This window comes from Pseudomonas sp. BIOMIG1BAC (genome assembly GCF_001705995.2).
In the GTDB taxonomy this organism is placed as follows: domain Bacteria; phylum Pseudomonadota; class Gammaproteobacteria; order Pseudomonadales; family Pseudomonadaceae; genus Aquipseudomonas; species Aquipseudomonas sessilinigenes.
Genome location: NZ_CP049045.1, coordinates 3,907,091 through 3,924,312, shown reverse-complemented (window position 1 = coordinate 3,924,312; position 17,222 = coordinate 3,907,091). Strand labels below are relative to the sequence as shown.

The window sequence follows — 17,222 nt, the reverse complement described above, 5'->3', positions numbered from 1 at the left end:
CAATTGCCATGATGGCCAGGGCTGATCGAGGTCAGGTAAACAAAAAGTTGAATATTCAACATTGCGTTGATATTTTTCGCCGAAGATTTTTCCCGGAGTGTCCATGAACCAGCCTTCTTCCGCCGTCCTGGCCGAGCGCCAACTGGTCCTGCAGGTGCTGCGCAGTACCTTGCAGATGCTGGCCGGTGTGGTGGGGCCCCATGTGGAGATCGTCCTGCACGATCTTGACCAGCCCGAGCGCTCGATCATCGCTATCGCCAACGGCCATGTCACCGGGCGCCGGGTCGGTGGCCCGGTGCTGGGCGGACCGCGCCAGGACCTGGGCTTCGCCGCGGTGCTGCGGGCCTTGCACGACCGCTCCGGCAGCACCCCGCTGGTGCTGGAGAACTACCCGACCCTGGCGCCCGATGGCCGCGAGCTGCGCAGCTCCACCGTGGTCTTTCGCGACAGCGGCGGGCAACCGTTCGCCAGCCTGTGCAGCAACAGCGACCTGAGTGGGATCGCCGCGGCCCATGCCTGCCTGGGGCAGATGCTGGGCCTGGGCAGTGCGCCGGAGCCACGGGGCGATGAGCCCCAGGACATGGAGCAACTGCTGGCCCAGATCATCCAGGCGGCCTGTCCGGAGCCCGGGGCGCGGTTGACCAAGCAGCACAAGCTCGAAGCCGTGCGCCAGATGCAGGAGCGCGGCCTGTTCATCGTCAAGGGCGGGATCGAGAAGGCCGCTGCGGCCCTCGGCGTGACTCGCTACACCATCTACAACTACCTGGACCAGATCCGCGCCCAAGGCGCTGAGGAATGACCGCGATGCAGATCGATATCTTTCAAGTGGATGCCTTTACCTCCAGTGTCTTCGGCGGCAACCCGGCGGCGGTCTGCCCGCTGCAGGCCTGGCTGCCGGACGTGGTGCTGCAACGCATCGCCGAGGAGAACAACCTGTCCGAAACCGCCTACTTCGTGCCCAAGGACGAGGGATTCGAGCTGCGCTGGTTCACCCCCACGGTAGAGGTCGACCTGTGCGGCCATGCCACCCTGGCAGCGGCCTGGTTACTGTTCGAGCAATTGGGCGAGCAGCGCGATGTGCTGCGCTTTTTCACCCGCAGTGGCGAGTTGCGCGTCAGCCGCGAGGGTGGCTTGCTGTCCATGGACTTCCCGGCCAAGCAGCCCGAAGCGGTGGAGATCCCCGCAGCCTTGTTGCAAGCCCTGGGCTTGAATCGGGCCGAGGCGCTGTATCGCACCGACGACTACCTGCTGGTGGTGGACGACGAGCGCCTGCTGGATGAACTCAAGCCGGACTTCGTGGCCCTGGCCCAGTTCGGCGTGCGAGGCATCGCGGTGACCGCGCCGTCCCGGGAATTCGATTTCGTTTCCCGCTGGTTCGGTCCCAGCGTCGGGGTCAACGAGGACCCGGTCACCGGTTCCGCCCACACCTCGCTGGCCCCCTATTGGGCCGAGCGCCTGGGCAAGAGCCAGCTGCGGGCGCAGCAGGGTGGGGCGCGCAAGGGCCAATTGCACTGCCAGGTGCTGGACAACGGGCGGGTGATCATCAGCGGCCATGGCGCGCTGTACCTGCGTGGCAGCATTTTCCTCTGAGGCGGTTCCCGGGAGCCTGGGCTCCCGGGAGTATTTGTGTCGGAAGCTGGCGAGGTTTAGAGTCGCGATTTTTTCGCCTGACCCGGAAGCTTCTGACAATGGATTTGATTCGCGCCATCTCCCGCCATTCACCCAAGCCCCTGGCACTCGTGTTGAGCCTGTGGGCTGGTAGCTCGCTGGCGGCCAGCCTGAGCGACAGCCTGATGCAATGCCAGCCGGCGTTCTTCAAGGACCTGTACCAGCAGCGCGCCGAGCTCGGCCGGGTAGTGGCCCTCAAGCACGACGACCAGCAAGGCATCGCCTGGATTCCGGTACCCGACCGGCATGACAATGCGACCTCCACCGCCACCTTCTCCCGCCCGCTGCAAGACAAGGGCCTGAAGCTGACCGGCTACTACGACAGCGTGTTCGACCTGGGCAGCGAGGGCATCTACTACTTCTGGGGCCTGGAGATCGATGCCAGCCGGGAAGCGGTGATGGCCGCCATGCCCCAGGCCGGCTGGCAGGAGGCGGGCGAGTACTTCATCTCCCGGCCGCAGATCAAGCCCAGCGCCCAGGCGCCCTGGCAGGACAACCCGGCGGCGGTTTCCGAGATCGCCCCAGCCCCGGGCTCTGCGGAGAAGATCCTCATGCTCAGCGTGGAGGGCGGCAAGACCCGCATGCTCTGCTCGTTGCAAGGCAGCGTCGATGCCACGTTGTTGCGCCAGGAGCGGCCAGACATGGCCCAGGGAGCAGCGCAATGAAGCGTCTGTGGTGGCTGGGTGGCTTGCTCCTGCTGGCGGGCTGCGCCCATGACCAGGCCCGCGATGCTGGCGCGGCGCGTCCCGAGGCCATGTTCAAAGTGCTGGACACTCCGGAGTCGGCGACTTACTTCGCGGCCAACTCCCTGGCCCTGTACCAGAACAACCCGCATCTGCGGCAGTTCTACCTGATCAACAACTACAGCAAGCCCACCGCCCCGGGCGATTCCAAACCCCTGATCCACAGCTCGCGGGTGGTGCGGATCATCAACTGCGAGCGCGATGAATCGGCGCAACTGGGCCGGGTGTATTTCTCCGAGCCCTTCGCCCAGGGCGTGGAAGTCATGCGCAAGGAGGCCCACGCGCAATGGGCGGCCTTTCCCCGTCAGTCGGTGATCGGCGAGCTGCGCAACATGGCCTGTGGCATCGATGCGGCACGCTTGGGCGCGCCGCCGTTCAAGGGCCCCCAGGGCGATTGAGGGCAGGGCGATGGCAGCAGGACCGATACGCGAGAACAACCGCAAGATCACGCTCACCGCAGACCAGGCGCTGCAAGCCCTGGCGCAGCTGGAGTTCATCATGCTGTCGCTGCACCGCATGGGCAGCCATTACGTGGACAAGCCCGTGGCGGACTACCAGCGCGCAACCACCGACTTCATCGACAACGAGCGCGTCACCGGGCGTTTGGCGCAGGTGCGCAGGATCCTCACCGAGCCCTTCGACCTGACCCTGGGCGAGGACGACATGGATGACATCGAGCGGCATCTGCAAAGTGTCAAGCCCTGGCGCCCGGACTAGGGTCGAGCCCCACCGACTTTTTTGCAGGATCAGAGTATGTCCAGAATCAGTATCGCCTTGATGGCCCCCAGCACCGACCTGGCGCTGGTGAAATTTCTCCACCAGCGCCTGGGCATGTCGTTGCGCATCGCCCGGGAGCACTTGGGACAGGGGGCCCAGGGGGTGTTCTACAGCGCCTGGCTGTTCCACAACGACCATGTGCAGCGCGAGCAAGAAGTGCGCGACATCCTGGCGTTCTTCGGCGCCGCCCAGTTGCCCTTGCGGGTGCTGGAGTGCATCTCGGACCCGGACCAGGCCGGCCCCGTTGGCCTGGACGACGAGCAGATCGATGAGCAACTGCTACTCAACTTGCTGGAGGCCAGCGAGGGCTGCTTCCAGTGACGCTGCCCAGGCACGCCCCTGCAAGTGCAAGGGCTGGAGGCCTGGTTAGCGCTGGCTCGACCAGTACTGGTGCAATTGGCGGGCGGCGGGTTCGATGCTCGCCACCTGCTGCTGGTGCCGGGGGATGTCCAGGTCTGCCGGTAGTTCGAAGTTGTCCTGTTCGGCGCAGTCGATGATGGTCTGCAACAGGGCGATCTGTGGTGCCGGCAGGGTGGGCCAGTTGCCTACCGCCACTCCACGCAGGTAGCCGAAGCACCATTCCTCGGCCAGCAACAGGTTCTGCCCCTGGTGCTCGGTTTCCTCGAAGCGGGCCTTGAAGCCCCCGGCCTCGGTCTCGAGTTGCTCAGCCAGGCTGTTGATGTGGCGCACGCACAGGTCGATGAATTGCCGGCATTCCTGCGGGGTTTCCCAGGCCGGGTTCTCGCCGCCCCAGATCGCCGGGAACCATTCGGCGATATCCACCTGGGCCGGGCCCGAGACCAGGGCGGTGAAGTAGCCGTCCAGCTCGCAGGGGTTGAGCACCGAGTGGTCGTCGCCGTACTTGAGCAGGGTGTCTTCGATCGCCTCGAAGTCGGCGGCGTTCAGAGGGGTGTTTTGCATGATGGGCATTCCAGGAAAAAACAGCGGCGATTTTCAAGCCTTGGCGCCACGGCTGCAAGCGCCTAGGCCCCTTAAGTTCCGCGCAGCAGGTCTTGGGAATCGAGCAGGCGATAGGCGATTTCCGGGCGCTCTTCCATGGCTCGGCGAATCGCGGCGGGAATGTTCTGGCGGGTCTTGCGGCACAGCCCCGGATGCTCGGCCAGGACGATGGTGATGCCGCGCATGCTGCGCACTTCATTGTCGCTGGGAGTGATCTCCAGGCGAATGCCCAGTTGCTGGTACATCCGCTGTTGCATGTGCTCCAGGTCGGCCAGGTCCTTGAGGTTCTCCAGGCGCTCGACCAGGCGTTTTTCTTCCTGGCGCGTGAGATTGAGGATGCGCAGGTCGGCCCCGGGGGTGTCCAGCAACTGCTCGCGCTCGCAGACACAAGCGCCAGGCGGACAAGGTTGGCGGATGGCGATGCTGGGATTCATGGTGATCCATCATAGCGATCTGGCCAGGGCTTTCAGAGAAAAATCTGCGTCCCGCAACCACCTTCGGCAGGCATGTGCCGGGCAACCAGGACGGGGAGGGAACCCTCGCACCGCAAGGCTGCGGTGCAGAGGGGGGGAACACAAGGAACGTGCGCGAAGGACTATAGCCCTGGCTCCTGTGGCCAGTCGATTAGCACAAATGGGCTAGTGCCCACTGCCATCGACCCCTGTGGCCGCTTGGAAACAAGGCATGGCTGGCTTGATGCGGATCAAGGTTGCAGCCGGTACGAGGTTTTATCTTGCAGGTCTCTTCCCTGATATCGGGAGCTGTCATGGCCAAGCCTTTTCCTCTTTCCCCCAAGCACCCCGAGCGCATCTGCTGGGGGTGTGACCGTTATTGCGCCGCCAATGCCCTGGCCTGCGGCAATGGTTCCGATCGCACCATGCACCCGGCCGAGATGCTTGGCGAAGATTGGTACCTGCATGGCGACTGGGGCTTTGCGCCTCCCACCGACAGTGAGCCGGCAAGTCCCGGGAAAGACCCGCAGTGAGCCGCTAGGCTGACGCCTGATTTATTTTACCCGGGTATATTGTTTATTTTTTTATTACCCGGGTATTATTTGGCCTCCTTTCATGAGGCCGTCACCATGTCCGATCCATTGCACAAACCCGTCACCGCGTTCCAGGACCAGCGCTTGCTGGCCCACGGCCCATTGGTCGAGGTCGCCCGGACCGTCCAGCAAGCCAGCCGGGAGGGTGTAGCCCACGGGCTGCTGGTGTTCGATGACGCCTCGGGTCGGCTGATCGACCTGGATCTGCGTGGCAGTGCGGACGATCTGTTGCAACGCCTGGCAGCCACCCCGCCACCCGGCCGGGGCCGGTATCGCCCGGCCGCCAACCTCGACGCGCAAGCCGTGCCAGAAGCGGAAACCGTCCGCGGCCGCGGCCGTCCCAAGTTGGGGGTCATCGCGCGCGAGGTGACTCTGCTCCCGCGCCAGTGGGACTGGCTGGCCAGCCAGCCCGGCGGCGCTTCGGCGGTGCTGCGGCGCCTGGTGGACGATGCCCAGCGCCATCCCGACCCTCGGCAACAACGGCGCCAGGCCCAGGAAGCGGCCTATCAATTTATGCTGGCACTGGGCGGGGACCTTCCGGGCTACGAGGAAGCGACACGGGCCCTGTTCGCCGATGACCTGGAGCGCTTGCGCCAGCAGCTCCAGCCTTGGCCCGAGGCGATCCGTGCCTACGCCCTGCGCCTGGCAGGCGCAGAGGTGGACGAAGGAGCCGGGCAATGATTTCGCCGAGCTGCCCGGCACTGCAACGTACCCCGGTCAATGGCATCGAGCTGGCCTGGGACAGCCATGGCGACGAGGCGGACGAAACGATCCTGCTGATCGCTGGCCTCGGCACCCAGATGGTCCGTTGGCCGTTGGCGTTCTGCCAGGACCTGGCGGCCCGAGGGTTCCGGGTGATTCGCTTCGACAACCGCGACGTCGGCGCTTCGACGCACCTGGTCGAGGCCGGTGTTCCGGACCTCGCGGCCCTGATGGCCGGTCACCCGTTGGCCTTGCCCTACAGCCTGCACGACATGGCCACCGATGCCCTGGGCCTGCTGGACTCCCTGGGCATCCAGCAGGCCCACCTGGTGGGGCGCTCCATGGGCGGGGTGATCGCCCAGGTGCTGGCCAGCGAACACCCGCGACGGGTGCGCTCGCTGACCTCGATCATGGCCAGCAGCGGCAACCCGGCCTTGCCGCCCCCCGCGCCGCAGGTCATGGCCTTGCTGACCGCTCCGGCGGCCGACCCGGCGACCGACCTGGAGGGCCATGTCACCCAGCGCCTGGCCCTGGCCCGGCGTATCGCCGGCACCGTCCAGGCGTTCGACGCCCAGGCCCAGCGCGCGTTGGTGCTGGAGGAGTTGCGCCGGGGCTGGAATCCCGCAGGCTTCATGCGCCAGTTGGCGGCCTTGGCCTGTGCCGGCGATCGCCGGGCTCGGCTGGCCAGCATCCAGGCGCCGACCCTGGTGGTGCATGGCAGTGAAGACCCGCTGATACCTGCGGCCTGTGGCGAGGACACCGCACGTTCGATCCCCGGTGCCGAGTGGTTGCTGATCCCGGGCATGGGCCATGACCTGCCACCGGCCTGCCAGCCATCGGTGCTGGCCGCCATCGAGCGCACGGCGCGGCGGTGCTAGGGGCGACCGGTTGTGTGGTGCCCTGGCGCTCTTTTATATTGCCCGTTGCTCCGTCACCAAGCCCAGCCCAGCCCAGCCCAAGGTGCACCGCCGATGAACCTCGCGACCCTGGTTTTATTCCTGCCTGCCTGTTTCGCCCTGAACATGGCGCCTGGCCCCAACAACCTGCTGTCGGTGAAGAACGCCACCACCTATGGCTTTCGGGTTTCGTGCCTGGCCGGGGTAGGGCGCTTGCTGGCCTTCATGCTGATGATCGGCCTGGCCTCGGTGGGGCTGGCGGCGGTGCTGCAGGCCTCGGAGCTGCTGTTTCACGGGATCAAGATTCTTGGCGCGGGCTACCTGCTGTACCTGGCGTATCAGCTATGGACGGCCGATACCCGCACCGTGGCCGATGGGGAGCGCGCCGCAGCCGGGCTCCAGGGCCTGGCCCGGCAGGAGTTTTTGATCGCTATCGGCAATCCCAAGGCCATCCTGATCTTCACCGCATTCCTGCCGCAGTTCGTCGATCCCGCCGCGCCGGTAACGGGGCAGTTCCTGATGCTGGGAGGCTTGTTCCTGGCACTGGAGTGCGTGGCGATCATGGCCTATGCCGGCATGGGCCTGCACATGCGCCGCTGGTTCGGCCAACCCGCCGGACGCCGCGTGTTCAACCGTGGTTGCGCGCTCTTGCTGTCGGGTGCGGCCTCGCTCCTGCTACTGGCACGGCGGGCCTGATCGACGATAGGGACCTGCTCAGTCCCAGCTAAGTTTCACTGCGTATCTTCTCCTCTACACACATTCAGTGCAGACCAGGAGAGGCTAGCCGCACATGAATCACGCAAGAGCCGGATGGCTCAACAAAGTACCTGAGGTGACCCTGTCGTTCTGGGTCATCAAGATCCTGTCGACGACAGTGGGGGAGACCGGGGCCGATTTCCTGGCCGTCGATGCCGGTTTCGGTGCCGGCTGGACCAGCATCGGCATGGCGCTGCTACTGGCCTGCGCCTTGTTCCTGCAGATGCGCAAAAGTGCCTATTCGCCCTGGATCTATTGGTTGACCGTGGTCTTGGTCAGCATCGTCGGGACGCAGATCACCGACATCATGACCGACAGGCTCGATATCAGCCTGTGCACCAGCACCGCGGTGTTCTCGGCGCTGTTGGCGATCAATTTCCTGCTCTGGTTCAAGGTGGAGCGCAACCTGTCGATCCGCGAAATCGACACCCCGCGGCGCGAGTGTTTCTACTGGTCAACGGTGCTCTGCACCTTTGCCCTGGGCACCGCCGCCGGCGACTTGGCTACCGAAGCGCTGGGGCTGGGGTTCACGCTCGGCGCGATGATCTTCGCCGCACTGATCGCCGCAACCCTGGTGGCCTGGCGCCTGGGGGCCAGTACGGTCCTGACGTTCTGGGTCGCCTACATCCTTACCCGGCCGTTCGGCGCGTCCCTCGGTGACTTGCTGACCCAGGCCAAGCAATACGGCGGCCTGGGCCTGGGAGCACCCTGGACCAGCGCCATCTTCCTGACGGTCATCGTCCTGTTGGTGGCGGTCGCGCAAATCACCCTCAGCCACCGTAGAACCGTCACCCCGTAGCCCTTCGGGCACCTATCAAGGAATCAACATGCGCTCTTTGCGATTTGCCTTTAACCGCGTCGTACTCGTCTCCTCCATCGTCTTGCTGGGCAGCCTGGCCGGTTGCTCGAAACCCGGGGACAAGCCCGCGACCGCCACGCCGACCGTCTCTTCAAGTGCCTCGGCCCAGGCGGGCTCGAAGCTCGGGGACTTGAGCGCGTTCCGCAGCATTGCCGCCCAGGTCAGTACCCTGGTCGAGCATAACGACCTGCCTGCCGCCAAGACCCGGATCAAGGACCTGGAAACCTCCTGGGACTCCGCCGAAGCCGGCATCAAGCCGCGTGCCGCCAGCGATTGGCATGTGCTGGACAAGGCCATCGACCGCGCCCTCGATGCCCTGCGCGCCAGCTCGCCGCAGCAGGGCGCCTGCAAGGCCGCGATGGATGATTTGCTCAAGGCCTTCGACTCGATGAAAGACTCGCGGTGACCCTCCAGGGACCGGGGACAACCACCGGCCCAGATGCTTCAATACAGGCGCGACGGTCATGACCGCCGCGCCTTTTTCTATCGGAGCGCCGCATGCGGATTCTGTTGGTCGAAGATGATCTGATGATTGGCGACGCCATAAAGGGCGCGCTCAACGATGCCAGCTACGCCACCGACTGGGTGAAGAACGGGCCGCACGCACTGGCGGCGCTGGGTGCCCAGGCCTATGACCTGGTGCTGCTCGACCTTGGCCTGCCCGGCAAGGACGGGCTGGATGTGCTCGATGACATTCGCGCCGGCGACAATCCGGTGCCGCTGCTGATCATCACGGCACGCGATGCTCTGGATGATCGCCTGCGCGGCCTGGATGCGGGCGCCGACGACTTTTTGCTCAAGCCCTTCGCCATGGCCGAGTTGCTGGCGCGCATGCGCGCCGTGCTGCGGCGTCGCGGCGGCAGCGCTCAATCCGTACTGGGCAATGGCCAGGTGTCGCTGGACCTGGTCTCCAAGCTGGCCAGCACCGCCGGACAGGCCGACGTCCCGCTGTCCGCCCGCGAGTTCGCGCTGTTGCAGGCCTTGCTGATCCGGCCGGGTGCGATCCTCTCGCGCAGCGAGCTCGAAGACCGGATCTACGGCTGGGGCAATGAAGTGGAAAGCAATGCGGTGGAGTTCCTGATCCATGCCCTGCGGCGCAAGTTGGGAAGCCAAGTCATCAAGAATGTCAGGGGAATGGGATGGATGGTTTCAAAAGGCGCCTGAGGGATTCGGTGCAGCTAAGGCTTAGCGTGGCGTTGTCCCTGGCCATTTTCCTGGTCGCCTTGCTGTCTGGCGCGTTCGCTTTCATCACTGCGCTCGATGAGGCCCACGAAATGCAGGACGAGACCCTGCGCCAGGTGGCGATGCTGTTCGATCGACAGCAGATGACCCTGCGTTATCGCACGGGCGAGCCGATCGCCGGAGACGACGAAGAGTCGCGGGTCATCGTGCAGTACCTGGCCGATAGCAGCAAAGCCACCGGCAATGACGACGCCAGCATGCCCTTGCCGTTTCCCACGACACTGGCCGATGGCCTGTCGACGTTGAACATCACCGGCGAACAGTTTCGGGTGCTGGTCCGGACCACGGCCGGGGGCGAGCGCATAGTCGTCGCCCAGGAGATGGACCTGCGGGACAAGGACGCACGTGAAAGCGCCTGGCGCAGCCTGCTGCCATTTCTCATCCTGTTTCCGGTGTTGCTGCTGGTGGTGAGCGATCTGGTCCGCAAGCTGTTCCGTCCCATCGCCATGCTCTCGGCCGAGATCGACCAGCGCGACAAGCAGGCGCTGCATGCCATCGATGAACACCACCTGCCGACGGAGGTGCGGCCCTTCGTGGTGGCGATCAATCGCTTGCTCAAGCGTGTGGCCCAGGGCATGGAGGTGCAGCGCCGCTTCATCGCCGATGCCGCCCATGAATTGCGTTCACCGATGACTGCGCTCTCCCTGCAGGCGGAGCGCCTGGCCTCCACGCCGATGCCGGCGCCAGCCCGGGAGTGTTTCGAGCCGTTGGCCCAGGGCATCGAGCGCAGCCGCAAACTGATCGAGCAATTGCTCGCCCTGGCGGCTGCCCAGTCCATCGTGCCGCGGGTGCAGGCAGCGGTATCGGTCCATGAAGTCTTTCGGCGGGTCCTGGAGGACTTGCTGCCACTGGCAGAGCACAAGGACATCGACATCGGCGTTGAAAGCACTCGGGATGTGCAGGTCATGATCAACGACATGGATCTGTTCATCCTCGTCAGGAATCTGCTGGACAACGCTATTCGCTTTACTCCCCCAGGCGGGCGCATCGACTTGGCGGTGCAAGCAGGGCTGGAGGGCGTGACCCTCCAGATCAAGGACTCCGGCCCTGGCATCAGCGTCGAGGAGCAAACATTGGTATTCGAACCGTTCTACCGCAGCCTGGGCACAGGGGAGGTGGGCTCCGGGCTGGGATTGTCGATTGTCAGTGCAATCGCCGAGCGCTCTGGCGCCACTGTCGAGTTGAGTTTTGCGGATGAAGCCACGCGCCGCGGGCTGCGCGTGGCGGTGCGCTTGAAGCCAGCGGCGCCATCGCCTTGATTCAACGGGCCGGGCTGCCCGCATCGGGCGAGCGGCCCCCCTTCCTGGCGAGGAAGAGGGGCGAGGGCTTCAAGTAATGATGAAGTAGGGGTCCCAGGAGCAATAGCCGAGGGTACCGTTGTCCGGACCAACGAGCATGAACGACCAGTTGTACCTGAGGTTGTTGCATTTGTTGACGGCTTGCGCGCTCCAGTAGTAGGTCGTGACCTTTTGTGGGATTGGCTGATCGTGGTAGCTGGCTGGTGGATTGTGGTTGTTGATGACCGGCATTGGGGTATCTGACAAGACGCTGGCATCGATGTTTTTGAGGTAGACCGTTGTATCTACTTTGGGATTGGGGGCCGTTTGTTCGTAGTCGTACAGGACTGCTGCGTAAATCATGTCCTTGCTCAGGGTCGTGGTGCGCCAGTACACATTGTCGCCCTGTTTCATCGTCACCGAGAGTTCGTCGCTGCCTTCGCTGTTGCTGCCGGGGCTGACGTTGCTGCGGGCGGTGTACATGCAGATCACTTGGCTGGAGACGTTGGTCTGCGTACCTGGCAATAAATAGTTGTACAGCGGGGTCGGCTTACTGGGGTCCATGCTCAGTTGTGTCGGAAGAATGCCCTGTTTGCTGTAGTCGAGGATGGTGGCGACATCGATGAGGATCATGATGTCGATGGTATTTTCGTTTCCGCTCATTTTTCCAGCTCCCTGCTGTCAGGCATGGCTAATCAATGTTCATCGCGCGACCACTGAGCATCGCGAGCCAGTGCCGAGGATTCGGAGGGTGGGCTGGATGCACTTCCATGACGTCGCGAGTGGAATCTAGATCGCCGGCCTCCAGAGTCAAATCGGCCGGCTAGAAAAACGGCGACGCTGGACGAGTGGTTGCTCTCAGGAGAATCCTTAATGTTCCTATTAATAGGATTAATAGGTAATATTTGGCGTCCTTCTCCGGAGTCAGGAACCATGTTCAAAGCCTTCTATTCGGTCGATGAAGCCGCCGCGCGCCTGCAACTGCACCCCAAGACCGTGTTGCGTTTCATCCGCGAAGGGCGCCTGCCGGCGACCCGGGTCGGGCGCGCCTACCGTATCGCCCATGCGCGCCTGCAGGTCCTGGCCGGCGAACCGGAGCAGGCACCGGCTCGGGCCGGGCAGGCCAAGGTCACCAGCGTGGTGGACATTCCCGGTGCCAGCATCGAGTTGCAGCAGTACCTGGCGCGTGGTCTGCAGGCAGCCCTGGCGGCCCCGGGGCAGGATGTGGTGCACCTGCAGACCCTGCTCGATCCCACTCAGGACCAGCTCAAGGTGGTGCTGGTGGCTCCCCCGGGCACCGCCGCCGCGCTGCTTGGCCTACTGGACCGACTACTGCAGAACTACGCGCCGTGAGCGGGGTGTACAAGTCACCAGCGGGCGCCGCGGCGATCCTGGCGCAGTACCGAGAGACCCTTGGGCTGTGGCCGGTGGCTCATTCCCAGGGTTGGATCGACACTGACCTGGGCGACACCTTCGTCATCCGCTCTGGCCCCGAAGATGCGCCGCCCGTGCTGCTGTTGCACGGTTCGCAGAGCAACAGCGCCAGTTGGATGCGCCAGGTCGAGTGTTGGGCGCGGGCTTTTCGCCTCTACGCCGTGGACCTGCCGGGGGAAGCCGGCCTGAGCGCTGCCGTTCGCCCTGCCTTGGACAGCGACGCCCACGCCCGTTGGCTGGAACAGGTGCTGGATGGATTGGGGCTGGCGCGGGCAAGCCTGGTCGGTGTGTCCCTGGGGGGCTGGGTGGCCCTGGATTTTGCCCTGCGCCGGCCCAGGCGGGTCGCGGCCCTGGCTTTGCTCGGGCCTTCCGGAATCGGCCGGCAGAAAGCCTTTTTGTTGCGGGCCGCGCCCTGGCTGTTGCTGGGACGCTGGGGCCGGCGTCGGGTGCGGGATATGGTGTTGGGCCCGTTGCCCCGCCAGTTGCCGCCGGCGGAGCAGGCCCTGGTGCGGCTGATTGAGGTGATCGACCGGCATTTTCTGCCGCGCCTGGCGCGCATTCCACGTTTCAGCGATGCCCAGTTGCAAGGCCTGGCGATACCGTTGCTGGTGATACTCGGCGGGCGCGATGTGTTGCTGGATAGCCTCGACAGCCAGCGCCGCCTGCAACGTTGCGTGCCACGGGCGCAGGTCCGCTTGCTGGTCGACAAGCCGCACTATGTGGGCGACCAGAGCCTGCCAGTGCTGGCCTTTCTAAACGCCGCGCTGGAGGACTCCAATGGAGCGCTTTGAGCGGCGGACACTGGCCGGGCAAGAGGTGTTGCTGGCAGCCGAGGCAGGGCCGTTGCTGGATAGCGAAGCCGCGGCGCTGCAACTGATCGGTGCGGCCTGGGAGCTGGGCGGGCGCTGGATCGTCTGGCCCGTCGAGCGCTTGCCCCAGGCCTTCTTCGATCTGCAAAGCCGACTGGCCGGCAGTCTGGTGCAGAAGCTGTTGAACTACGGCCTGAGGTTCGCCGTGCTGGGCGATATCCAACCCTGGCTGGCGCGTAGTCGGGCGCTGCGCGACCTGGTGTATGAGACCGATCGTGGTGGCGATTGGTGCTTCGTCCACGATCTGGCGGCCCTGGAACGGCGTTTGCGGGGCGAGCCGGTCCAGCGCCACTAGCCATTGGCATCGTTGGCCAGTACGACGCTGCCAACCAACATCGCGCCGGGTCGGCGGTTTATCATGGGCTGTCGTCGACCCCGAGCCCGGGTCGGCGGCCTTTCCCTCTCGCCCAGCCCGGAGGCGCCCGCCATGCCCGATTCCTCTGTCATGCCCATCCCCGAATTTCCCGTGTGCCACGCCCGTGGCGGCACCTCCACCGGGCTGATCCTGGCCCGGGAAGACTTGCCCGAGGACGAGGCCCTGGTGGAGGAGCTGCTGCGCCACCTGATGGGCGTACCCCTGGCTGGCGAGTGGCCGGGCAATAACCAGATCACCGGCCTGGGCCGGGGTGGCCCCACCAGCAACAAGGTGTTCATCGTCGAGCGTCGCCCCGGCCAGACGCGGATGATCAGCACCCTGGCGCAGTTGGCGGCGGGCAAGAGCGCCATCGACTGGAGCGTCAACTGCGGCAACATGTCGGCAGCCCTGCCGTTGTACGCCTGGCAACGGGGCTGGCTGTCGCCGGAGGTCGATGACGGGCAGATCGAGATCTACAACAGCAACACCCAGACCACCCTGCGCGCGCGCCTGGGCTTCCACGCCGGCCGCTTGCTCAGCGATACGCGGATCCCCGGGGTCAATGGCCAGTTCCCCGGGGTCGATCTATTCCTCGATGACCCGGTAGGCGCCAAGACCGGGGCGCTGTTTCCCACCGGGCAGCGGATCGACCTGCTCCACGGTGTCCCGGCCACCTGCATCGATGTGGCGGTACCCATGGTCATTGTGCGGGCCGCGGACCTGGGCAAGACCGGCCAGGAAACCCCGGCACAGCTGGACGCCGACCCGCTGTTCAAGGAGCGCCTGTTGGGGCTGATGGTCGAGGGCGGGCTGCGCATGGGCTTGCGCCGGCGCGACGGTGGCTTGCTGACGGCCGAGGAACTGCGGCGCAGCGAAACCATTCCCAAGATCTGCATCGTCAGCCCGGCCCGCGACGGCGGTGATATCGCGACCCGCTACTTCACCCCGCAGAACGCCCATCCGTCCCTGGCGGTATCCGGCGGCTGTTGCCTGGCGGCGGCCTGCCTGGCCGAGGGCACCGTGGCTCAGCAACTGCTGAACCAGCCCCGGCAATTGAACGCGACCCGAAGCGAGTATCCGCTGGCCATCGAAAACCCCGCGGGCATCCTCGAGACCCTGATCAGCGCCCGCGTGCATGGCGGCGAGCTCTCGATCGATGGCGCTGCCTATCGGCGCAGCGCACAGATCCTGCTGCAAGGCCATACCCCGCTGTACAACGCCTCCCCGGAACTGCTCCAGGCGCTTCTGTAGTGGGTTATACGGTCGATCGCTGAAGGCCCTGCGGGCCTCGTCGCAGCTTCGCGGGCTCAGCAGCGGCTTCAGGTTTGGTGTAGCCGCTGCCGCAGGCTGCGCACGGACGCGTAGCGGCCGTCAGGATTCGGGCAGGAAGGGTGGCACCCGTTGTTGCAGCAGCTGGATCAGTTGCGGGTCCATGAACTCGTAGTCATCGGGAATGTTCAGGCACACCACCTGTTGCTTGTGCAGGTGCTGCTTGAAGCGCTTGCGCAGTTTTTCCCGGTGCCGGGTTTCCATCACCAGGATCAGCCCGGCCCATTGCACCAGCTCCGGGCCCAGAGGCACCTGGGCATCGTGGTTGAGCCCGGCGGACGCAGTGACGATCCCCGGCCAATCGGCGAACACCTGTTCGGCGGTGGGGCTGCGCAGCTTGTTCTGGCTGCAAACGAACAACACATTGAGCATTCCGCCGGGGTCCCTGGCTGATGGTGCCGCTGTGATGGCGGGCGAGGGCAGAGAGTTTTCGCGGCTTCGGTCCGCTTGTCCAGCGCTGGTGCGCTCGGTCAGGCCGATTTGCCGGCAGGCTGCGGCCCCGGGCAAACTGTCGCGTCTTTCCAGCTGGGACCTGTCGCTTTCATGTCCGCATCCTTGTTCACTTCCCCGCACCTGGGCCTGGCCCTGCGCCGCTGGCGCCTGCTGCACCGGGTCAAGCAACAGCACGCCGCCGAGCTGTTCGGGGTGGCGCAGTCGAGCATTTCCCGCTGGGAAAACGGCCAGCAAGCCATGGAACCCAGCGAGCGCGCCAAGCTGGAGCAACTGCTGGCGGCCAACCTCAGCGCCGCCGCCGACCAGGCCCTGGCCCGGTTGGTGAACGACAGCCCGCGGGCGGTGCACCTGGTCTGCGACCTGACCCACCGCCTGCTGGCCTGCTCGCCGACCCGTGCCGGGGAGTTCGGCGTGCCCTTGAGCGAGTTGCTGGGGCAATCCTTGTGGGGCTTTTGCACCGAGGAAATCGTGCGCAAGGAGAGGGCCCTCGACGATCTTGGCTGGCGCGAAGTGCTGGCGCCCCCGGCGCTGGAGTTCTTCAGCGGGCACAACGATTCGGCCATCGTGCCCATCGCGGCCAGCCAGTGCCGCTGGACCCGCCTGAACCTGTCCGACGGCAACGCGGTGCGGCTGGTGGAAACCCTCTGACTCCAGCCTGCTCCGGCGCCACGGATATTTTATCCGTGGCCTGTCGAATCCGGGCCGGCTAGGCTGGGCTGTCATTTCATTCAGGTTTAGCCATGAACGATCAACTCCTCGGTGGTCGCCTCGAATTCCTGCGCCAGGCGGAGCGCCTCAAGGACGTACTGCGCAGTGCCCACACCTCCAGCGGTCGCCAGGAAAGCACCGCCGAGCACAGCTGGCGCCTGTGCCTGATGGCCTTGCTGCTGGAAGACCAGCTGGGCGAGCTGGACCTTTTGCAAGTGCTCAAGCTGTGCATCGTCCACGACTTGGGCGAAGCCCTTCATGGCGACATCCCGGCGGTGCAGCAGGCGGCCCACCCGGACAAGGGCCAGCAGGAGCGCGAAGACCTGCAGACCCTCGCCAGTTGCCTCGATGCCCCGGCCCGCCAGCGCCTGCTGGCCCTGTGGGACGAATACGAGAATGCCAGCTCGGCCGAGGCCCGGGCGGTCAAGGCCCTGGATAAGCTGGAGACCCTGGTGCAGCACAACCAGGGGCGCAACCCGGCGGATTTCGATTACCGCTTCAACCTCGACTACGGCCGCCGCTACACTAGCGCCACGCCGCTGTTCCGAGCCCTGCGCGAGCAGATCGACCACGACACGCGGCGCCACATCGACGCGGCCGGCTGAGCGCTGGCCCCTTGCAGAGAGTATCCGCAGCCTATGAACCCGATCCTGCGCGCCGAACGTCCCGGCGATATCCCGGCCATCGAACAGCTGACCCGCGAAGCCTTTCGCGATGCGCCTCACTCCAGCCATACCGAGCAGTACATCGTCAACGCGCTGCGCAGTGCCGGCGCGCTGACCCTGTCCCTGGTGGCCGAGGAGGGCGATGCACTGCTCGGCCATGGCTCGATCTCCCCGGTGGTCTTCAGCGGTGGCGAGCCCGGCTGGTTTGGCCTGGCGCCGGTCTCGGTAGTGCCGGAGCGCCAGGGCCAGGGGATCGGCTCACGCTTGATCCGCCAGTTGCTGGCGCAGTTGCAGGAGCAGGGCGCCGCCGGCTGCGTGGTGCTGGGCGACCCGGCCTACTACGCGCGTTTCGGCTTCAAGGCCGGGCAAGGACCGGTATTGCCCGGGGTGCCCCCTGAGTACTTCCAGGCGCTGGCGTTCCAGGGCCGCTGCCCGGAGGGTGAAGTGCGCTTTCATCCGGGTTTCGAGGCCCAGGGCTAGGGGC

The 17,222-nt window shown here is 65.3% G+C and carries 25 protein-coding genes; 21 read left to right on the top strand and 4 right to left on the bottom strand.

Annotation, left to right across the window (positions count from 1 at the left end; translation table 11 throughout):
• The first annotated feature begins 103 nt into the window (after positions 1–103).
• The 6 genes from ATY02_RS18155 (at position 104) to ATY02_RS18130 (ending at position 3,509) form a co-directional block, all read left to right on the top strand.
• The gene (locus tag ATY02_RS18155; protein WP_124346623.1) at positions 104–799 is read left to right on the top strand and encodes a helix-turn-helix transcriptional regulator; all 696 of its coding nucleotides are present in this window, start codon (positions 104–106) and stop codon (positions 797–799) included.
• 5 nt (positions 800–804) lie between these two features.
• Positions 805–1,590, top strand: coding sequence for a PhzF family phenazine biosynthesis protein (locus ATY02_RS18150; protein ID WP_068583922.1), 786 nt, complete (start codon positions 805–807; stop codon positions 1,588–1,590).
• 98 nt (positions 1,591–1,688) lie between these two features.
• Positions 1,689–2,333 (top strand): hypothetical protein, encoded by a 645-nt coding sequence (locus ATY02_RS18145; RefSeq protein ID WP_068583819.1) that lies wholly within the window; start codon positions 1,689–1,691, stop codon positions 2,331–2,333.
• A complete protein-coding gene (locus ATY02_RS18140; RefSeq protein ID WP_068583820.1) occupies positions 2,330–2,809 on the top strand; it encodes a surface-adhesin E family protein in 480 nt (159 codons plus the stop codon). Before ATY02_RS18145 ends, ATY02_RS18140 begins: the two co-directional genes overlap by 4 nt.
• Before the next feature lie 10 nt (positions 2,810–2,819).
• The gene (locus ATY02_RS18135) at positions 2,820–3,128 is read left to right on the top strand and encodes a hypothetical protein (RefSeq protein WP_228022198.1); all 309 of its coding nucleotides are present in this window, start codon (positions 2,820–2,822) and stop codon (positions 3,126–3,128) included.
• 36 nt (positions 3,129–3,164) lie between these two features.
• On the top strand, positions 3,165–3,509 hold the full coding sequence (locus ATY02_RS18130) for a hypothetical protein (RefSeq protein ID WP_068583823.1): 345 nt from the start codon (positions 3,165–3,167) through the stop codon (positions 3,507–3,509).
• Between the two features lie 45 nt (positions 3,510–3,554).
• Here the strand turns inward: ATY02_RS18130 and ATY02_RS18125 are convergent, their stop codons facing one another.
• Together ATY02_RS18125 and ATY02_RS18120 are read right to left on the bottom strand one after the other, a co-directional pair.
• Positions 3,555–4,109, bottom strand: a complete 555-nt coding sequence (locus ATY02_RS18125; RefSeq protein ID WP_068583826.1) for a UPF0149 family protein — start codon at positions 4,107–4,109, stop codon at positions 3,555–3,557.
• Positions 4,110–4,180: 71 nt separating this feature from the next.
• Positions 4,181–4,582, bottom strand: a complete 402-nt coding sequence (locus ATY02_RS18120) for a hypothetical protein (protein WP_068583830.1) — start codon at positions 4,580–4,582, stop codon at positions 4,181–4,183.
• 332 nt (positions 4,583–4,914) lie between these two features.
• Between ATY02_RS18120 and ATY02_RS18115 the strand changes: the two genes are divergently transcribed.
• The 8 genes from ATY02_RS18115 (at position 4,915) to ATY02_RS18080 (ending at position 10,907) form a co-directional block, all read left to right on the top strand.
• The gene (locus tag ATY02_RS18115) at positions 4,915–5,133 is read left to right on the top strand and encodes a DUF3079 domain-containing protein (protein WP_068583831.1); all 219 of its coding nucleotides are present in this window, start codon (positions 4,915–4,917) and stop codon (positions 5,131–5,133) included.
• A gap of 96 nt (positions 5,134–5,229) precedes the next feature.
• A complete protein-coding gene (locus ATY02_RS18110; RefSeq protein ID WP_068583834.1) occupies positions 5,230–5,874 on the top strand; it encodes a DUF2239 family protein in 645 nt (214 codons plus the stop codon).
• On the top strand, positions 5,871–6,773 hold the full coding sequence (locus tag ATY02_RS18105; RefSeq protein ID WP_068583836.1) for an alpha/beta fold hydrolase: 903 nt from the start codon (positions 5,871–5,873) through the stop codon (positions 6,771–6,773). Before ATY02_RS18110 ends, ATY02_RS18105 begins: the two co-directional genes overlap by 4 nt.
• 93 nt (positions 6,774–6,866) lie before the next feature.
• Positions 6,867–7,487 (top strand): LysE family translocator, encoded by a 621-nt coding sequence (locus ATY02_RS18100; RefSeq protein ID WP_068583840.1) that lies wholly within the window; start codon positions 6,867–6,869, stop codon positions 7,485–7,487.
• Between the two features lie 94 nt (positions 7,488–7,581).
• Entirely contained in the window at positions 7,582–8,346 is a 765-nt protein-coding gene (locus ATY02_RS18095; protein WP_068583841.1) for a hypothetical protein, read from the top strand.
• Between the two features lie 28 nt (positions 8,347–8,374).
• Positions 8,375–8,812 (top strand): hypothetical protein, encoded by a 438-nt coding sequence (locus tag ATY02_RS18090; protein WP_068583844.1) that lies wholly within the window; start codon positions 8,375–8,377, stop codon positions 8,810–8,812.
• A gap of 92 nt (positions 8,813–8,904) precedes the next feature.
• Positions 8,905–9,570 (top strand): response regulator transcription factor, encoded by a 666-nt coding sequence (locus ATY02_RS18085; RefSeq protein ID WP_068583847.1) that lies wholly within the window; start codon positions 8,905–8,907, stop codon positions 9,568–9,570.
• The gene (locus ATY02_RS18080; RefSeq protein ID WP_068583850.1) at positions 9,546–10,907 is read left to right on the top strand and encodes an ATP-binding protein; all 1,362 of its coding nucleotides are present in this window, start codon (positions 9,546–9,548) and stop codon (positions 10,905–10,907) included. Before ATY02_RS18085 ends, ATY02_RS18080 begins: the two co-directional genes overlap by 25 nt.
• A gap of 69 nt (positions 10,908–10,976) precedes the next feature.
• Here ATY02_RS18080 and ATY02_RS18075 read toward each other — a convergent pair whose 3' ends face one another.
• On the bottom strand, positions 10,977–11,588 hold the full coding sequence (locus ATY02_RS18075) for an AidA/PixA family protein (protein WP_068583852.1): 612 nt from the start codon (positions 11,586–11,588) through the stop codon (positions 10,977–10,979).
• A 270-nt stretch (positions 11,589–11,858) separates the two neighbouring features.
• On the opposite strand from ATY02_RS18075, the gene ATY02_RS18070 reads away from it, so the two are divergent.
• From ATY02_RS18070 to ATY02_RS18055, 4 genes are all read left to right on the top strand, one after another.
• Positions 11,859–12,278, top strand: coding sequence for a helix-turn-helix domain-containing protein (locus ATY02_RS18070; protein ID WP_068583854.1), 420 nt, complete (start codon positions 11,859–11,861; stop codon positions 12,276–12,278).
• Positions 12,279–12,283: 5 nt separating this feature from the next.
• Positions 12,284–13,150, top strand: coding sequence for an alpha/beta fold hydrolase (locus ATY02_RS18065; RefSeq protein WP_164823689.1), 867 nt, complete (start codon positions 12,284–12,286; stop codon positions 13,148–13,150).
• Complete coding sequence (locus ATY02_RS18060; RefSeq protein WP_068583860.1) at positions 13,137–13,523, top strand: DUF4180 domain-containing protein; 387 nt, start codon at positions 13,137–13,139, stop codon at positions 13,521–13,523. The genes ATY02_RS18065 and ATY02_RS18060 overlap by 14 nt, the downstream gene beginning before the upstream one ends.
• 132 nt (positions 13,524–13,655) lie before the next feature.
• Positions 13,656–14,834, top strand: a complete 1,179-nt coding sequence (locus tag ATY02_RS18055) for a PrpF domain-containing protein (protein WP_068583862.1) — start codon at positions 13,656–13,658, stop codon at positions 14,832–14,834.
• Between the two features lie 120 nt (positions 14,835–14,954).
• Here ATY02_RS18055 and ATY02_RS18050 read toward each other — a convergent pair whose 3' ends face one another.
• Positions 14,955–15,284 (bottom strand): low molecular weight protein tyrosine phosphatase family protein, encoded by a 330-nt coding sequence (locus ATY02_RS18050; protein ID WP_022639876.1) that lies wholly within the window; start codon positions 15,282–15,284, stop codon positions 14,955–14,957.
• Positions 15,285–15,455: 171 nt separating this feature from the next.
• Between ATY02_RS18050 and ATY02_RS18045 the strand changes: the two genes are divergently transcribed.
• From ATY02_RS18045 to ATY02_RS18035, 3 genes are all read left to right on the top strand, one after another.
• A complete protein-coding gene (locus ATY02_RS18045; protein WP_022639877.1) occupies positions 15,456–16,013 on the top strand; it encodes a helix-turn-helix domain-containing protein in 558 nt (185 codons plus the stop codon).
• A 92-nt stretch (positions 16,014–16,105) separates the two neighbouring features.
• Positions 16,106–16,678, top strand: coding sequence for an HD domain-containing protein (locus ATY02_RS18040; RefSeq protein WP_068583865.1), 573 nt, complete (start codon positions 16,106–16,108; stop codon positions 16,676–16,678).
• Positions 16,679–16,711: 33 nt separating this feature from the next.
• Positions 16,712–17,218 carry a GNAT family N-acetyltransferase gene (locus tag ATY02_RS18035; RefSeq protein ID WP_068583868.1) on the top strand — a complete coding sequence of 169 codons (507 nt, stop codon included), beginning with the start codon at positions 16,712–16,714 and terminating at the stop codon, positions 17,216–17,218.
• Positions 17,219–17,222: the final 4 nt, after the last annotated feature.

Coding starts and splice junctions, on each gene's coding strand:
- ATY02_RS18145 (WP_068583819.1), top strand. CDS start 1,689: ATGGATTTGATTCGCGCCATCTCCCGCCATTCACCCAAGCCCCTGGCA.
- ATY02_RS18075 (WP_068583852.1), bottom strand. CDS start 11,588: ATGAGCGGAAACGAAAATACCATCGACATCATGATCCTCATCGATGTC.
- ATY02_RS18100 (WP_068583840.1), top strand. CDS start 6,867: ATGAACCTCGCGACCCTGGTTTTATTCCTGCCTGCCTGTTTCGCCCTG.
- ATY02_RS18105 (WP_068583836.1), top strand. CDS start 5,871: ATGATTTCGCCGAGCTGCCCGGCACTGCAACGTACCCCGGTCAATGGC.
- ATY02_RS18070 (WP_068583854.1), top strand. CDS start 11,859: ATGTTCAAAGCCTTCTATTCGGTCGATGAAGCCGCCGCGCGCCTGCAA.
- ATY02_RS18080 (WP_068583850.1), top strand. CDS start 9,546: ATGGATGGTTTCAAAAGGCGCCTGAGGGATTCGGTGCAGCTAAGGCTT.
- ATY02_RS18135 (WP_228022198.1), top strand. CDS start 2,820: ATGGCAGCAGGACCGATACGCGAGAACAACCGCAAGATCACGCTCACC.
- ATY02_RS18130 (WP_068583823.1), top strand. CDS start 3,165: ATGTCCAGAATCAGTATCGCCTTGATGGCCCCCAGCACCGACCTGGCG.
- ATY02_RS18055 (WP_068583862.1), top strand. CDS start 13,656: ATGCCCGATTCCTCTGTCATGCCCATCCCCGAATTTCCCGTGTGCCAC.
- ATY02_RS18090 (WP_068583844.1), top strand. CDS start 8,375: ATGCGCTCTTTGCGATTTGCCTTTAACCGCGTCGTACTCGTCTCCTCC.
- ATY02_RS18120 (WP_068583830.1), bottom strand. CDS start 4,582: ATGAATCCCAGCATCGCCATCCGCCAACCTTGTCCGCCTGGCGCTTGT.
- ATY02_RS18125 (WP_068583826.1), bottom strand. CDS start 4,109: ATGCAAAACACCCCTCTGAACGCCGCCGACTTCGAGGCGATCGAAGAC.
- ATY02_RS18035 (WP_068583868.1), top strand. CDS start 16,712: ATGAACCCGATCCTGCGCGCCGAACGTCCCGGCGATATCCCGGCCATC.
- ATY02_RS18045 (WP_022639877.1), top strand. CDS start 15,456: ATGTCCGCATCCTTGTTCACTTCCCCGCACCTGGGCCTGGCCCTGCGC.
- ATY02_RS18140 (WP_068583820.1), top strand. CDS start 2,330: ATGAAGCGTCTGTGGTGGCTGGGTGGCTTGCTCCTGCTGGCGGGCTGC.
- ATY02_RS18150 (WP_068583922.1), top strand. CDS start 805: ATGCAGATCGATATCTTTCAAGTGGATGCCTTTACCTCCAGTGTCTTC.
- ATY02_RS18110 (WP_068583834.1), top strand. CDS start 5,230: ATGTCCGATCCATTGCACAAACCCGTCACCGCGTTCCAGGACCAGCGC.
- ATY02_RS18050 (WP_022639876.1), bottom strand. CDS start 15,284: ATGCTCAATGTGTTGTTCGTTTGCAGCCAGAACAAGCTGCGCAGCCCC.
- ATY02_RS18095 (WP_068583841.1), top strand. CDS start 7,582: ATGAATCACGCAAGAGCCGGATGGCTCAACAAAGTACCTGAGGTGACC.
- ATY02_RS18040 (WP_068583865.1), top strand. CDS start 16,106: ATGAACGATCAACTCCTCGGTGGTCGCCTCGAATTCCTGCGCCAGGCG.
- ATY02_RS18115 (WP_068583831.1), top strand. CDS start 4,915: ATGGCCAAGCCTTTTCCTCTTTCCCCCAAGCACCCCGAGCGCATCTGC.
- ATY02_RS18085 (WP_068583847.1), top strand. CDS start 8,905: ATGCGGATTCTGTTGGTCGAAGATGATCTGATGATTGGCGACGCCATA.
- ATY02_RS18155 (WP_124346623.1), top strand. CDS start 104: ATGAACCAGCCTTCTTCCGCCGTCCTGGCCGAGCGCCAACTGGTCCTG.
- ATY02_RS18060 (WP_068583860.1), top strand. CDS start 13,137: ATGGAGCGCTTTGAGCGGCGGACACTGGCCGGGCAAGAGGTGTTGCTG.